The sequence below is a fragment of the Archangium minus genome, from assembly GCF_044360475.1.
Taxonomy (GTDB): Bacteria; Myxococcota; Myxococcia; order Myxococcales; family Myxococcaceae; genus Archangium; species Archangium minus.
Map to the genome: position 1 here is coordinate 9967237 of NZ_CP043494.1, position 15200 is coordinate 9982436.

Sequence of the window (15200 nt, forward strand, 5' to 3'; positions counted from 1 at the left end):
ACGGTCCCTCCACCGGCCGACCGGGCAGACGGGCGAGCATCCGCGCTCTCTCGTTCGCAACCTCCTCCGGGAGGAATTGCTTGAGACGCCTGAAGCGCCGTCTACACCCGACTCATCTCTGGGATCGCTTCGTCACCTCCGACCCAGATCTAGGTCGACTGCGGATGGGCCTGCGTTCCGTGTTGGGTGCTGGCCTGTCCGCCCTCGTCATCTCTCAGCTTGCACGCCTGTTGGGTGAGCCGCCCACCGTCACCATGGTGGGAACCATGATGGGGATGATGGGCTCCCAGATCGCGACGGATCCCAAGCCGCGCGATCAACGCATCACGACCCTCCTCATGGTCCTCCCGGCCACGGTGTCGGTCATCGTGGGAACACTCGCCTCGCGCATCCCCCTGCTCGGTGCGGCGGCCTTCGCGGTGACAATCTTCATCGCCACCTTCGTACGGCGGTTCGGACCCCGAGGGCTGGCGCTCGGGATGATTGGCTTCTTCGCCTTCTTCAACGCGCTCTTCTTCCACGCGCAGCTGGCGCAGGTACCGGCCCTCGTCGGTGCCATCGTGGTCGCGCTCTGCATTGCCTACGGGGTGCGGTTCGTGCTCGTCCGTGACCGCGCGGACCTCGATCTCCAGCGCTTCCTCCGCTCGTTCCGAAAGACGGTCGCCCTCGTGTTGTGGGAGCTCACGGACATCGCCGAGCGCCCACGGCTGACCCCTTCCCTCCAGCGTCGGCTTCGTCGGGAGGCGGATCGCCTGAATGATGCGGCGCTCGCGGTGGAGGACCTGCTCGCCCGCTGCCAGCCTGGCCTCCGGCTGCGGATCTTCGACCTGGAGCTCGCGGCCACCCGGGTGATCAGCGCCGTCCGCCAGGTGGTGGAATCAGGTGCGCTGGCACCCGATGCGCGCCGGGAGATTCGACAGGCCCTGCTCGCCGCCCACGCCTCCGTGCGAAACGGAGATACGGCCGCGCGGCAGCTCATGCACGAACACCTCGAGCACGTGCGAGAGTCCGTGCCACGCGCGGCCGATCCCGAGCGTGGCCGCGTGGATGCCCTGCGCTTCTCCAACTCCATCACCGACCTGGTGGATGCCGCCGCCCAACTCCCGGACGAAGTCCCCCTGCCCGCACCGGGACAAGGCGCCACCCCCAAGGCCGTCACCGCCTCACCCGCCATCCCCCTGGGGAACGGACTCCATCCAGCGACGCGACAGGCCATCCAGGTCACCGTGGCGAGCGTACTCGCGATGATGGTGGGCCACGTCGTGTCCTCCGAGCGCTGGTACTGGGCAGCCATCACCGCCTTCGTCACCTTCACGCGAACGCGGACACTCGGCGATACCCTGCTCCGCGGCTGGTCCCGCGTGCTCGGAACCTTCCTGGGGGTCATCGCCGGGTTGGTACTCGCGGGGCTCGTCAGCGGACACCGCTTCGTCGAGCTCGTGATCCTCTTCGTGTGCGTCTTCTTCGGCTTCTACCTGATACGGCTCTCGTACGCGTGGATGGTCTTCTGGTTCACCACGATGTTGTCGGTCCTCTACAGCCTGCTCGGCCGGTTCTCGCCCGAGCTCCTGTTCCTGCGCATCGAGGAGACGATGATTGGCGCCGGCGCGGGCGTGGTCATCGCCACCCTCCTCTTCCCGGAGAAGATGACCGTGCACATCCACGCGACCGCGAAGCAGGTCCTTTCCGCGGTGTGCGACTACCTCGAGGAAGCCGTGGTGAATCGCTCGCCGGAGTCAGACCCGGCCCGGTTGATCGACGCGGCGCGAACCCTTGATGCACGCCTTCGCGAGCTGCGGACGGTGGCGCGTCCCCTCACCGGCTCCTTCGTGCGGCTGGCGCCACGAACGGCGCGCACAGTGCACTCGGTGTCTGAGCTTGTCGTCTTCGTCCGGCACCTCGCGCTGGGCAAGGGTGTCCTGCAGGTGCATGAGGAGGTCCGCGAGCTGATCCGCGAGGCTGGAACCAAGCTCGCGAGCAATGCACGCACGCTCGCGCAGACCTTGGACCAGGAGGAAAAACCCACCCTCGAGTCCGCGGCTGCACTGCTCGAAAAGGCCCGGAGGGCACTCGTCGGCGAGGAGACCGTGCGGCGCGGTCCGGCGAGCCCGCCCATCTTCCTGCACTGGCTCGCACGCGTGGACGACACGCTCAACGTCTTGGCCAAGGCCTCGAGCCCTCTGACCCGGAACCCACTCGCCTTGACCTAGTGGGGTCACGAAGTTCTTGGACAGGGTCGTGTTGAGCAGGCCCCCTCTCCCTCTGGAAGAGGGGAGCTCCACGGGCTCTCGGACTCTGTCCAAGAACGCCGTATCTTTTCTCATATCTGAAAGTTTTTACGAGACTTCGACCACGTGTTAATGACTTTCACGCAGCGAGCAATCGCGTCGTTGCCTCATCACTGCCTCGTTCATCCCCCCTGTCAGTTCACAAACACAGCGTGATGAGCCTCTCAGATTCAAGGAAATCAAAGTCATGACACATCATCGTTTTTTGACCGAAGGAGCAGTGTTCGCTGCGCTCATTCTGACGGGGTGTGGTCTAGCCTCACCCGACCCCCAGAGCATCACCCGTTCGAGGGAGAAGGAGCCCACCTCCACCCTCACCGCGCCCGTGGCCGTGAGCAAGACCTTCACCAAGAAGGTCTATGCCCACCTCATGCCCTGGTTCGAGACCAAGGAGTCCTCGGGCAACGGCACCTGGGGAGCCCACTGGACCATGAGCAACCAGAACCCCGACGTGGTCGACTCCTCGGGCAAGCGGCAGATCGCCTCATATTATTACCCGCTGATCGGGCCCTACGCGTCGGGCGATAAGGATGTGGTGGAGTACCAGTTGCTGCTCATGAAGTACGCGGGCGTGGATGGCGTGCTCATCGACTGGCCCGGCACCCTCAACTGCGTGGACTACCCCAAGAACAAGCAGAACGCCGAGGCCTTCATCAACAAGACCGCCGCGGTGGGTCTCGAGTTCGCGATCGTCTACGAGGACCACAACCTGACGCTGGCGCCCACGTATGGCTGCTCCGTTCCCGACAAACTCGCCGCGGCCCGGAATGACATGGCCTACCTGCGGGACAACTACTTCCCGCGGAGCAACTATATCAAAATCAACAATGCGCCCCTGCTCCTGGACTTCGGTCCGCAGACCTTCAAGTCGCCGGGCGACTGGAGCAATATCTTCTCACCCCTGTCGACCAAGCCGACCTTCCTGACGCTCTGGTACCAAATCGGTGATGCCGGGGCCAACGCCCAGGGCGAGTACCCGTGGATCTACTCGGACTTCACCACTGGGTTGCAGAACTTCTATGACAACCGTCCGCTGAGCGTGAAGTTCGGCGTGGCCTACCCGGGCTTCAACACCTTCTACACCGCGGGTGGATGGGGCGGTCCGACGTGGGGCCTGCCCTATAACGGGACCGGCACCTTTGGTCAGACGCTGGACATGGCCAAGAACAGCGGCGTGAACTGGATTCAGCTCGCCACCTGGAACGACTACGGCGAAGGCACGATGATCGAGCCGACGCGCGAGTTCGGCTATGGCTTCCTGACCACCCTGCAGCAGAAGCTCGGTGTGCCCTATGGGCAGGGCCAGCTGGAGCTCATCGCCAAGCTCTACGAGCAGCGCAAGCAGTACGCGGGCGACGCAGCCAGGCAGGCCCAGCTCGACCAGGCCTTCAACTACCTCGTGGCCCTGCAACCCGACCAGGCCGCGAGCATCCTCAATGGCACCCAGCCGTCCCCCACCGTCGTTAACGCCGGCTTCGAGTCCGGTTTGACGGGATGGAACACCTGGTCGCCCGATGGCACCGCCGGGGCCGCGTTCACGGAGACCTACAACGGGGGCCACAACAGCACCTACCACCTGACGCATTACAGCCCGGGGGCCTTCGAGACTTGGACGTACCAGCAGCTCTACAACATTCCCAACGGGAACTACCGGGTGCGTGCCTGGGTCCGGAAGGGCGGCGACTTCCACTTCTCCAGGCTCCAGGCCAAGACGTGCGCCGAATGCACGCCCGCCGCCACGGAGCTCGGCACGTACGGCAACTGGACGCAGCTGGAGACGCCGACCCTTGCTGTGACCGCGGGCTACATTGAGTTCGGCCTCCACACCAAGGCCACGAGCGGCAGCAGCTTCGTCCACCTGGACGATGTGGAGGTCATCCGGCAGTAATCTGTGAGGCGCACTGCGGGACTGGCAGCGCGCTGTCCCGCGGTGCTCCACGGGGAGGATCAGAGTGACTTCAGGTACTCGAGCAGGTCGCGCTTCTCCTCCTCAGACAGGCCCGTGCCGTACTCATGCCCTGCGTTGCTGTTGCCGGGCATCGACACGTCGAAGGTGAAGAGGGACGGATCGGAGCTTTCGGTGACGTAGCCCACCTTGCCCGGGTCGTACTCCCGCTGGCCCATGGGGAAGCGCGCCGGACGCGCCGACGCGGGCTGGAGCAGATCCCACAGCGTAGGCACCGAGCCGTTGTGCAGATAGGGCGCAGTCGCCCAGATGCCCTCCAGCGGCCGGGACACGTACCCCACCGGCGCGCGCCAATAGACGATGCGCGGCTCCAAGGGATGGATCTCCTCTTGGGTCAGCCCCTCGCGCGCATAGGCCCGCTGCTTCACCCGCGAGAGCAAATCCTGCAACGCCGCGGGGAACTCCAGGTCCCCCACCTTCGACGCGAAGCTCCGGGCCCGATTCCCATCGGTGCCTATCCGCTCCAGGGGAACCACAGCGTCCTCGGCGCCATGGCAGCTCTGGCAGTGTCGAGCGAAGTGCTCACGCCCACGCTCCAGGCGCGCCGTCTCCAAGGGCCCGAAGACGTCCTGTGGCCACCGCGGCGAGCCTATCTTGTTCGAGAGCCGCTCGAGCTCCGCCAGGTTGCGCGGAAGGACGGAGGACGAGAAGTCGCGTCGGTCCACGGTCGCTCCCATCCCGAGCGCCTGGCCGATGTTGCGCTCCATCACCGAGTTGGTGTTCCCGTCCCAATGCAGCCACGAGCTCTTCTGGAACTCCCAGAGACAGGGGTAGCTCACCGGCGCGGCCAGCACGCCTGCCGCCTCGGGGCCGAACAACACCCCGCGCGCCACCCCGAAGGCATCCACACGGCCCGGGCCCGCGTAGGTGCCAAACCGCAGCCTGCCCAGCCGCATGAAGTACAGCAGGTGCCCGCGCAGCAAGCGGATGGCATCCGGCACCGTGCGCACCTGCTTGCGACTCAGCTCGCGGACATACAGCGAGAGCTGCGCATCGAACTCCAGCCCGCGCTCCGGCTCAGGCCCGAGCTTCGGCGGCCTACACAAGTCCGCGCCTTGGCTGCAGTACCACGCCACCTCGGCCACGAGCTTCTCCCGTGCGCTCGAGCTCCCATCCGGAGTCAGGTTCGTGTCCGGATAGGCGGCCTGCAGCCCGCCCTCGCGCGTCTGCGGGGGAAGGTACGTGGCCAGCCGCTCGAGGAAGTCCAGGAGGCGCGTCCGGTCCGAGAGCGTCAGGGCGATCACCTCGACCGCCTCCCGGTTGAAGGCATCCATGTTGAGGAGGCTCGGCGCCCCATCCACCCGAACCCTCGCACCGCGATGGTGGAACTCGCCCACGTGGCAGGCGGCACAGTTGATGCCCACGCGCGCCACAGGTTGTCGCTCGGTAGCTGGCACGAGCGCGACTCCCACCGGCAGGCGCTCGGGGTGATCGGGATCCGGTAAGAAGCCGAAGCGCTCGAAGCCCTCCAAGAAGGACTGGAACCCGGCCGTCCTGCCCTGCTGGGTATCGCGGCTCGGCAGCGCCCGGAGGACGGCAAGCCAGAGGTGCTCGTTGCCTTGAGGCAGATGGTAGAAGACCTCGCGCTCCCGCCCGGACAGCTCCGACATCACCGAGCCGCTGCCTCCCGTGCCTTCGGCAGGGGGTGGCGAGGAGCGCGGAGCCGAAGCACAGCTCCCCAGCACCCCCGCGAAGACCAGCCAGACGAGACTCCCCACCATCCTGCCGTCCATACCGCCACCTCCGCGTCTCCCCTGGGAGATCCAGGCCCGCCCTACTTGGGAAGTACCTGGGTGCGGATCAAGTGCCCCCTGGCACCTTTCAGACCGCGGCAAGATGGAAGGAACCACCCTCGAACGATGGGCGCCCCCCACAGGGAGGCTTGCGCCGTTCGCTCCTGCTCACACGCCTCAGCTCACGACACGCTCCGGGGCGGCGCGGCCCCGAAGTCCAGCGTGTACTCACGTGACATGCGGGAGAGCTTGCGCTCGAGACGCTCGATGCGGCGTCGCAGCGCGTCGGCGCTCTCGGCGGGCGAGGCGAGCCGCGCGTGGTGCAGGGCACGCGGGAGGTCCTTGAGGTCATGCTCGTACAGCTTGGCCAGCGAGAGGTGGAGGGGTGCGGCCTGGTCCGCCCGCGCCGACTCGAGCGCCCGCTGGAGGTTCGCCGCCGCCGTCTGATCATCCCCCACCCGGCGTGACAGGCGCGAGGCCAGCGCGAGCGCCTCGACTCCCACGGCGCCTCCGTCTCCCGCCGCGGCGGCCCGGGCGAAGGCGTGGGCCCGCTCGTAGTCCCGCGCCCGTAGCGCCACGCCCGCGAAGCCCAGCAGGTCGCGTGGATCCTTCCCCTCGGTGCCGCTCGCCCGAAAGCGCCGCACCAGCACTCCCAGCAGCGCCGCCAGCAACAGGAGATCGTTCGCGTTGTGCTCCAGCACCGGCGTCAGAGCCGAGCCGTCCGCCCCCCGCAGGAAGCGGAAGTAGAGGTCTGGAATCAGCGATCCATCCACGTCCCCCACTCGGTGGTACCCGAGCACCTGCTCCTCCAGGTGCACCAGCCGCGTCCCGGAGCCGCGGTATTTGAAGACGCGGCGCGCGCAGTGCAGCAAGTCCAGGTGTGGCAGCTCGGAGGGAGGCGTCACGCGGTTGAGCACGAAGCGCGTGCGCAGCAGCGGCCAGTCAAAGCTCTTACCGTTGAACGTCACCAGGCAGGAGGACTCCGCCATGCGCTCGGCCAACACGCGCAGCATCGGCGCCTCCTCTCCCAGCTTGCGCAGGAAGAGCTGATGCACCCGCAGCGAGCGGCCCTCGAACCAGGCCAGGCCCACGAGGAAGGGCACCGTGCCCGTACCGCCCGCGAGCCCTGTCGTCTCCGTGTCCAGGAAGAGCATCCGCCGGAAGTCCACGCCTGCCAGCCCCGGCTGCAGCGCCAGGCTCGCCACCAGCGGCGACTCCACGTCCAACGCCTCCGCGAGCGGTGCGTTGCCATGGTGGTGGTCCGGTGGCAGCACGCGCTCAGCGACGTGGACGACGCCGTGCGGTGTGCTTCGGGGCTCGGCGGGCAGAGGCCCCGGAGGCGGCACCGCGGACGTCCCCCGGCGCCCCACCGCCGCGCCCCGACGCTCGGCCCAGTCGCCGAGCATCCGACGCAAGGCGACCACGCGCGGATCCGGCTCGTTCCGGGGCACCTCGGCGGGAGGAGCCTCCTCCTGCTTGGGCGGAACTTCCACCGCCGGAGCGACGGATACGGTCTCCTCTTCCGGGGTACGAGGAGCGGGAGACGGTTTCGCGCCCGGCTTGCCGCCGGGACCCACGCCGCCGAGCCGAGCCAGCTTGCGTTTCAAGTCCACGGCGCACCTCGCCTACTGCAGGGCCACAACACCCAGGGCCGAGAGAATCTCCAACCCGAGCCGCTTGCGCGGATGGGTCTCCACCGGTGCGCTGCCGGGCATGACGCCCGCGGCGGGACCGATGCACGCCGGGCACCCATCCTCGCAGCCGCACGACTCCAACAGCCGCCGCGCACGCCGCAGCAACTCCTCGCGCTGATCAAACAGACGCGCGGCCAGCCCCACCCCGCCCGGGATGTTGTCGTAGAGGAAGATGGTCGGGTCGAAGCCCACGCCTCCGTCCTTGCGCGGTGGCCCATCCGCGTCGTCCTTGCTCCCGAGCGTCTTGCCAATATCCCTCGGATCGATCATCAGCCCCACGCAGGCCACCGTCCGCAACGCGCTGGCGATCCCCCGAAGCGCATCAATGACAGCGGGCCGCGGCGCGCCCATGGAGCGCACCACGCTCTCCGGCACGGTGAGCCAGAGCGAGGTGGTGTGCATCTGCATCTCGGGCAGGTTCACGTCTCCGTAGCCCACGTTCTCGTGGGTGTGGAACTTGATCTTCTTGTAGCCCACCACCTTCTCAATGACGCTCACCTCGCCCATGCCCGCCTGCAGGTCCGGCCCGAGCGCGGCGCCCTGGTCCTCCTGGATGACGTTCACGCGCACGTACGTCATCGCGTCGGTGAAGTAGTCCGGCGCAACCTTGCGCACGTAGGCCTTGTGGTTCTCGTAGTCGAAGCGCTCGACCTGGTACTGCTCGGCCTCGTGCTGGTAGATGGCCTGCTCGTGCAGCATCGTGTGCGCCGAGCGGAAGTCCATCTCCGCGAGCGTCCGGTCCGTGCCCAGCTCGATGATGACCACGTTGTCCCAGCCCACGCTGCGCAGTGAGACGTGGTTGGCCGGGTACGCATCCGCGGACCAGTGGAACATCCGCTTGCCCTGAGGGCCCGGCGTGGGGTGCACCACCTCGTGCTGCGCGAGGTAGCCGAGCGCGTCCGTGGTGGACTCGGCCGGCACGTCTCCGAAGGTGTCTCCCTCCTCGAAGGGCAGCTCGAAGGCCGCGCACTTGAGGTGCTGGACGAGGATCTCCACGTTGTCTGGATCGATGCGCGCGTGCTCCACCGGAGCACCCGTGAGGGACTTCGGGTCCCCCGCGAAGTACTGGTCCAGCGGCGAGCTCGAGGTCACGAGGAGCGCGAGGCTGCCCGCCCCCCGGCGTCCCGCGCGTCCGAAGCGCTGCATCAACGCCGCCACTGAGCCCGGGTAGCCCGCGCACACCACCGCGTCCAGCGAGCCAATGTCGATGCCCAGCTCCAGCGCGTTGGTGGCCACCACGCAGCGCACCTCGCCCGCGCGCATGGCCGCCTCGGTGGCCCGGCGAGTCCCCGGCAGGTAGCCGCCGCGGTAGCCCTGGATGAGGTTCGGGTCCATCTTCTCCTCGATGAACCGGTCCCTCAGGTACTTGAGCATTACCTCGATGTTGTTGCGCGACTGGCCGAAGAGCAGCGTGGACACCTCGGCACGCACCAGGTCCGCCACCAGCCGCACCGCGCTCTTGAGGTAGCTGGCGCGGATGCCCAGCTCCGCGTTCACCACCGGCGGGTTGTAGACCATGATCCGGCGCTCACCGGACGGCGCTCCGCTCTCGGAGACGAGCGCCACCTCGCGGCCCAGCATCCGCTCGGCGTGTGCCTTCGGGTTGCCGATGGTGGCCGAGGCCAGGATGAACACCGGTGACGAGCCGTGGAAGGCCGCCACGCGCTGCAACCGGCGCAGCACGTTGGCCAGGTGCGAGCCGAAGACGCCCCGGTACGTGTGCAGCTCATCGATGACGACGTAGCGCAGGTTGGAGAAGAGCCGCGCCCAGTTCGCATGGTGCGGGAGGATGCCCGTGTGCAGCATGTCCGGGTTGGTGAGCACCACGCCGCTGCGCTCGCGAGCCGCCCGCCGAGCATCCCCCGGCGTGTCCCCGTCGAAGGTGATGGCGCCGTGCTCCAGGCCCGCCTCGCGCATGAAGACGCGCAGCGACTCCTCCTGGTCTCGCGACAGCGCCTTCGTGGGGAAGAGGTACAGGGCGCGCGCCTGCGGCTCCCGCGCGAACTGGTCCAGCAGCGGCAGGTTGTAGCAGAGGCTCTTTCCCGAGGCCGTGGGCGTGGCGATGACCAGGCTGCGCCCGGAGCGCGCCAGTCGGTAGGCCTCGGCCTGGTGGGAGAAGAGCCGGTCGATGCCTCGGCGATTCAGCGCCTCGCGCACCTGGGGCGCCACGTCCTCGGGGATGGGCGCATAAGCTCCAACCCGGGCCGGCGTCACCTCGTCGAGGACGATGTTGGGCCAGACCTGCTTGTCATCGCGCCAACCCTGTAGGACGGCGTTGAGACCACGGGGACCCGTCCAGGGCTTGCGCCGCGGCCCGGCGAAAGACCCTTCTTCCTTCTCAGACTTCATGGGGTCGGGCACTGTACAGACGTACACCCGGCGAGGCAACGCGCGAGCGCACTTCCTCCCGGCGGGAACTCGGGCAAGCGTCGTGACCTGGACGCGAGGGCGATTCCCCGTATTGCGCTACCCAAGAGATGGGCGCACGTTGTGCGCAAATGAATGTCCCCTTCCGTCATCGGACCGAGGCCGGTAGGACACTCGCCCAGTCGCTCTCGCACCTTGCTGGGCGCGAGGACGTCCTGGTGCTCGCCGTGCCCCATGGCGGCGTACCCGTGGCCTTCGAGGTCGCCCGTGCGCTCGATGCGCCCCTGGACCTGGCCGTCGTCCAGCCCATCCTCTACTCGAGGGGACCCTCCTCGCGCGACGTGACACTCGGGCTGCTCGGCGCTCCCGCAGCGCTGCAGCTCCACGAGGCCACGCTCAACGCGCTCGACCTCTCCGACGAAGCGCTCGGGCAGGCCCTCTCCCGCGCCCGCCGGCAACTCCGTCAGCGCGTGCGCGCCATGCGGCCTGCCGCACCCGTGCCTTCGCTCGAGGGGCGTACCGTGGTCGTCGTGGATGACGGCACCGCCACGGGCATGACACTCCGCCGTGCGGCGGGGCTTCTTCGCAGGGCCGGGGCTCGGGCCCTCGTCGCCGCCGTCCCTGTCGGTGCCGAGGAGGCACTGCGCCTGCTCGCCAGCGAGTTCGAGGAGGTCGTCTGCTGCGCTCAGCCCGAGCCCTTCGTCTCCGTGTCGGATGGGTACGACAGCTACCCGGACGTCACGGATGCGCAGGTGCGTGAGTTGCTGGCGAGGGCGCGGAGTGGATACGCGCCTCGGAAGAAGGACAGAAGGGAAGTCGGGCTCCGGGCGGACATACCCTCACCCTAGCCCTCTCCCGAAGGGAGAGGGGACATACACGGTCATGCACGCCCGCCCCCTGGAGAAGCGGGGTTGTTTGAGAGCTCCAGCGAGCGCCATAGGTACCAGCTCGCCACCGAACGCCACGGACGCCAGCGCTCACCGTAGGCCAGTAGCTCCTTCGGACGCGGTAGCTCCTCGAGGCCGTACGTGCGCATGAAACCCTTGCGGATGCCGTAGTCGTCTACCGGCAAGACGTCCGGCCTGCCCAGCCGGAACATGAGCAGCATCTCCACCGTCCACTGCCCAATGCCGCGCACCTTCGTGAGGTGCTCCACCAACTCCGTGTCACTCATGCGCCGCGCCCGGGCCAGCGTGGGCACCTCGCCCTCCAGCGCCTTCGCCGCCAGGTCCCGGAGCGCCGCCGTCTTCGCGCCGGACAGCCCCGCCTCGCGCAGGCCGTCCACCGGATGGGCGAGCACTGCCTCCGGAGTGAAACGCCGCCCCTTGCCCACGCGCTCGCAGACACGGCCGAAGATGGTGGCCGCCGCCTTCCCCGTGAGCTGCTGGTAGACGATGGATTCCGCCAGAGCCAGGAAGGGGCTCTGGATTGAATTGACCTTCATGCGGAAGGGTCCCACCTGCTTCATCAGCGCGCCGAGCGTTGGATCCGTTTTCGCTAGGACCCTTCGCGCAGCAAGTGTGAAGCCCTCGGGCAGGAGGCGCTCGGAGGAAGGAACAGCGTCGGCGGTCGGGAGAACACGAGCGGTCGCAGCAGGCATGGGCCCATCCTACTTCGACGGCAGCGGTTTGAAGTCAATACCGTCCAAGCCCAGGCGCTGGCAGGCCTCGACGAAGCGCGCAGTGCAGACAATCACTCCGGAAAAGTCCTCCAGCCGGAATAGGTCCCGGTCGTTGGGAAGCGTGCTGGCGTCCAGCAGCATCTCTTCAGGCAACGGAATGAAACTCCGGCCGCAGCGAGAGCAGGGCGGTTGGTAATCGGGGGGCAGGCAATCCCGGTGCAGGCGGCCCATTGGGAGGATTTGCAGCTCGAGCAACTCGGGCGAATTGCGCTGACGGAAGCGCAACTCGGCACGGCAACCCGTAAGCCCTCGGACACCCTCGGCCTGGAGCCTTTCCAGCGCCTCGCGCTGCACCATTAATATCCAGGAGCAGTTCATGGCGAACGGCCCGAAGCGACCCTGCGCCTTACCGACCGATGGGCCAAACGTCGTGCCTGGTTCCAACAACGCCCCTGGAGGCAATAAGGGACGTACCAGCGCACATAACCGTTCATACTCCTCGATGGGCTCGGGCCGGGCCTCCTTGAAGTCGGCCAGGGCCTCCACGGGGGACAAGTCCACGCAGGGATACGAGAAACCGGCCCCCCAGGTGGCCTTGCAAACGGGGCAGTTGAGGATGCCCGGAAGCCCCCACTTGGGTGCGGCGTCAACAAAGCCCGTGTAACCCGCGGACCTGTCTTCCTTGATGATGAAGTAGGGCATGCGTGTGCCAGCCACCTTACCGCTCAGTCGCAAGAGTAGGGCACAAATGGCCCGTTCACTCCAAACCGAACCAGGAGCTCGCCCGCGAACCGCCAAATGTCCTCCGCCTTGGCGGTATTGCGGTTTAGGTCCATGAACTGCCGCCACGCTTCATTCCATTGTCCACCTGCGGGCCCACCACTGTGCAGCCACTGGTGGAAGCTCTTGGGAACGCGAACCGTGAAGGCGTGGATATCGGGCACGGCCATCCTACGGTCGCTGCGTGAACCTCCGCTCCCGGAAAAGCGCCTCCCCGCAGGCAACGCCGTCCAAGCCCAGACGCTGACAGGCATCGACGAAGCGCGCAGTGCAGACGCTCACTCTGGAATCGTGCCGTACCATCAGCACCCAAGGGGGAGCTCATAACGCATGACCCGAAGCGACCCTGCGCCTTACCGACCGATGGCCGAAAGTCGGTAAAAGCTCGCCGCACCCCGTCTGGATGGTGATGAGACCGCCGGACAGCGGAGCGGGCTGTAGCAATGTCAGTCGGAACTGGATGCGAGCGGGCTCCACGTCGCCTATCGTCGCAGCGGTTGCCCTGGCGGTGGCTCCCAATACCTACACATCCAGGCTCTGCCTGTCGTTGGCATGCCGCGGGCCGCCAAGGCGAAACCCGTTTTCTTGACTCATCCCTACACAACTCGCGGAAGTGGCAACAAACCAACAAGAGAACTATGCTCGAATTTCTTGACTTGATGGATAAGCTTGATCAACACAGGATGCTGCCATGAAATTGACGCTCGATGATGGACGTGCAGTCGGTTGCGAGGACACAGGCTCGGTGACAGTGCAGCCGCAGGCCTTGAAGCGGCGTGAAGAGGAGTCGTGTGAAGCTCGTGAGTCATCGCATCCAGGACCCGTGTGGCGACGTCCCTGGCTGAGCCGCCTGGCGCTGGCGCCGCTGCTCCTGACCGCCACGGTCCATTGCGGCGCCGGGACGATGTCTCATCAGAACACCGGCGGAGGCGCGGAGGGCTCGCCTGTACAAGCTCCCGGCACTGGTGGAGCAGACGTTGGCCCCGAAGGGGTGGGAGGCGCGCCCCTGGCATCGGAGTGCTCGCCCGGCACCACCGGCAATCCCTTTGTGAGCGGCTGGTACGCCGATCCGGACATCAAGTTCTACAACGGCGTGTACTGGGTCTATCCGACGTACTCCGCTCCTTATGACGAGCAGACCTATCTGGACGCCTTTTCCTCCCCCGATCTCATCCACTGGACGAAGCACTCCAAGGTGTTGGACAAGGCGAACGTATCCTGGGCAACCCGGGCGATCTGGGCGCCGTCTCCCATCTTCCGCAACAATACCTATTACCTCTATTTCGGGGCCAACGACATCCAGAGCAACGGACAGTTGGGTGGTATCGGGGTCGCGAAGTCCAACAACCCCGGCGGACCCTACGTCGACGCGATCGGCCGCCCCCTGATCAGCACGTTCATCAACGGAGCGCAGCCGATTGATCAAAACGTCTTCATCGACGACGACGGCCAAGCCTATCTCTATTATGGCGGTTGGGGACACTGCAACGTCGTCAAGCTCAACAATGACATGATCAGCCTGGACAGCTCGTCCTTCAAGGAGATCACGCCATCGGGCTACGTCGAGGGCGCGCTGATGTTCAAGCGCAACGGGAAGTATTACCTGATGTGGTCCGAGGGCGGGTGGACGGGGCCGGATTACCGCGTGTCCTATGGCATGGCCAACTCGCCGCTCGGGCCCTTCCCCAAGGCGGGGACGATCCTCAGCCAGAACGCAGCCATTGCCACCGGCTCGGGCCACAACTCGGTTGTCAACGTCCCTGGAACGGATGACTGGTACATCTTCTATCACCGCCGTCCGCTCGGAGAGACGGACGGGAATCACCGCGTGCTCGCCTACGATCGCATGTATTTCAATAGCGACGGGACGATCAAGCCAGTGGAGATGAGCAGCCAGGACAACTTCTGCGACAACAACGCGCTGGGCTGGACCACCTACGGCGCGACGTGGACCGTGTCAAACGGCCGGTATGTCACCCAGCGGAGCCCCGACGCCAAGGCCTTGTTGAACACAAACTTCTCCGCACTGACCTATGAGGCGGATGTCACGCCGGGCCCCACCGGGGACGCTGGGTTGGTGTTCCGCGTGAGCAACCCAGGAGCGGGGCTCGACGCCTACAAGGGTTATTACGCCGGCATCGCCGCGGGCAGTGACAGGGTGATTCTGGGCAAGGCGAACGCAGGGACCTGGACCGAGCTCGCGAGCGCCGCCGTAGCGATCGACCCGAATGTCACCTACCACCTCGTGGTCGTGGCCAACGGCGACCGCATCTCGGTCTATCTGAATCATTCGACGGTCCCCAGCGTCACGGCCATCGACACCACGTTTGCATCAGGGGCGCTCGGACTCCGGGCCCATGAGAGCGCGGCCGCGTTCGACAACGTGAAGGCATCGAAGCCGCCCGGGGCCATCTTCTACGCGGACGGAGGATACGGCGGTCTCGGGATCTCGCTGACCGCCGGGAGTTACACGCTCGCGCAGCTCAACGCGGCGGGAATCCCCAACGACTGGATGAGCTCGCTCAGAGTCCCTGCCGGATGGACGGTGCAGGTCTATCAGGACGACAATTTCACCGGGACGATGTGGACGTTCACGGCGGATACGCCGCTGATCCCGCAGGACGCCAACGACAAGATGTCCTCGGTGAAGATCTTCGCGCAGTAGCCAACGCGGCAGCAGCACCGAGCCCCCGCCTGAAGCGAGAGAAGCTCATGCGGCCTATCCTCCGCCGCATGAGCTTCCCCCAAAAA

General features: G+C 66.6%; 10 protein-coding genes. 4 read left to right on the forward strand and 6 right to left on the reverse strand.

Features of this window, described 5'->3' with window-relative positions; all coding sequences use genetic code 11:
* Positions 1 to 80: 80 nt before the first annotated feature.
* Together F0U60_RS40715 and F0U60_RS40720 are read left to right on the forward strand one after the other, a co-directional pair.
* On the forward strand, positions 81 to 2210 hold the full coding sequence (locus F0U60_RS40715) for an FUSC family protein (RefSeq protein WP_395807992.1): 2130 nt from the start codon (positions 81 to 83) through the stop codon (positions 2208 to 2210).
* Between the two features lie 265 nt (positions 2211 to 2475).
* On the forward strand, positions 2476 to 4176 hold the full coding sequence (locus F0U60_RS40720; RefSeq protein WP_395807994.1) for a glycoside hydrolase family 71/99-like protein: 1701 nt from the start codon (positions 2476 to 2478) through the stop codon (positions 4174 to 4176).
* A gap of 59 nt (positions 4177 to 4235) precedes the next feature.
* Here the strand turns inward: F0U60_RS40720 and F0U60_RS40725 are convergent, their stop codons facing one another.
* The 3 genes from F0U60_RS40725 to F0U60_RS40735 form a co-directional block, all read right to left on the reverse strand.
* Positions 4236 to 5987, reverse strand: coding sequence for a di-heme-cytochrome C peroxidase (locus F0U60_RS40725; protein ID WP_395807996.1), 1752 nt, complete (start codon positions 5985 to 5987; stop codon positions 4236 to 4238).
* Positions 5988 to 6169: 182 nt separating this feature from the next.
* Positions 6170 to 7600, reverse strand: coding sequence for a ribonuclease H-like domain-containing protein (locus tag F0U60_RS40730; RefSeq protein WP_395807998.1), 1431 nt, complete (start codon positions 7598 to 7600; stop codon positions 6170 to 6172).
* A 12-nt stretch (positions 7601 to 7612) separates the two neighbouring features.
* Complete coding sequence (locus tag F0U60_RS40735; RefSeq protein WP_395808000.1) at positions 7613 to 10030, reverse strand: DEAD/DEAH box helicase; 2418 nt, start codon at positions 10028 to 10030, stop codon at positions 7613 to 7615.
* A 149-nt stretch (positions 10031 to 10179) separates the two neighbouring features.
* Here F0U60_RS40735 and F0U60_RS40740 point away from each other — a divergent pair, with 149 nt between their 5' ends.
* Positions 10180 to 10896, forward strand: coding sequence for a phosphoribosyltransferase (locus F0U60_RS40740; RefSeq protein WP_395808002.1), 717 nt, complete (start codon positions 10180 to 10182; stop codon positions 10894 to 10896).
* Between the two features lie 32 nt (positions 10897 to 10928).
* Here F0U60_RS40740 and F0U60_RS40745 read toward each other — a convergent pair whose 3' ends face one another.
* From F0U60_RS40745 to F0U60_RS40755, 3 genes are read right to left on the reverse strand one after another with little or no spacing between them, the layout of a single operon-like run.
* Positions 10929 to 11648, reverse strand: coding sequence for a DNA-3-methyladenine glycosylase family protein (locus F0U60_RS40745; protein WP_395808004.1), 720 nt, complete (start codon positions 11646 to 11648; stop codon positions 10929 to 10931).
* Between the two features lie 9 nt (positions 11649 to 11657).
* Positions 11658 to 12371, reverse strand: coding sequence for a double-CXXCG motif protein (locus tag F0U60_RS40750; protein ID WP_395808006.1), 714 nt, complete (start codon positions 12369 to 12371; stop codon positions 11658 to 11660).
* A 23-nt stretch (positions 12372 to 12394) separates the two neighbouring features.
* Complete coding sequence (locus F0U60_RS40755; RefSeq protein WP_395808008.1) at positions 12395 to 12703, reverse strand: DUF2380 domain-containing protein; 309 nt, start codon at positions 12701 to 12703, stop codon at positions 12395 to 12397.
* A gap of 437 nt (positions 12704 to 13140) precedes the next feature.
* Between F0U60_RS40755 and F0U60_RS40760 the strand changes: the two genes are divergently transcribed.
* Positions 13141 to 15114: a family 43 glycosylhydrolase gene (locus tag F0U60_RS40760; protein WP_395808010.1), complete on the forward strand. Its 1974-nt coding sequence runs from the start codon at positions 13141 to 13143 to the stop codon at positions 15112 to 15114.
* Positions 15115 to 15200 lie beyond the last annotated feature (86 nt).

Bases quoted from the DNA above. Each gene is read 5' to 3' on its own strand.
- F0U60_RS40740 (WP_395808002.1), top strand. From the start codon at position 10,180: ATGAATGTCCCCTTCCGTCATCGGACCGAGGCCGGTAGGACACTCGCC.
- F0U60_RS40755 (WP_395808008.1), bottom strand. From the start codon at position 12,703: ATGCCTGTCAGCGTCTGGGCTTGGACGGCGTTGCCTGCGGGGAGGCGC.
- F0U60_RS40760 (WP_395808010.1), top strand. From the start codon at position 13,141: ATGAAATTGACGCTCGATGATGGACGTGCAGTCGGTTGCGAGGACACA.
- F0U60_RS40720 (WP_395807994.1), top strand. From the start codon at position 2,476: ATGACACATCATCGTTTTTTGACCGAAGGAGCAGTGTTCGCTGCGCTC.
- F0U60_RS40725 (WP_395807996.1), bottom strand. From the start codon at position 5,987: ATGGACGGCAGGATGGTGGGGAGTCTCGTCTGGCTGGTCTTCGCGGGG.
- F0U60_RS40735 (WP_395808000.1), bottom strand. From the start codon at position 10,030: ATGAAGTCTGAGAAGGAAGAAGGGTCTTTCGCCGGGCCGCGGCGCAAG.
- F0U60_RS40750 (WP_395808006.1), bottom strand. From the start codon at position 12,371: ATGCCCTACTTCATCATCAAGGAAGACAGGTCCGCGGGTTACACGGGC.
- F0U60_RS40745 (WP_395808004.1), bottom strand. From the start codon at position 11,648: ATGCCTGCTGCGACCGCTCGTGTTCTCCCGACCGCCGACGCTGTTCCT.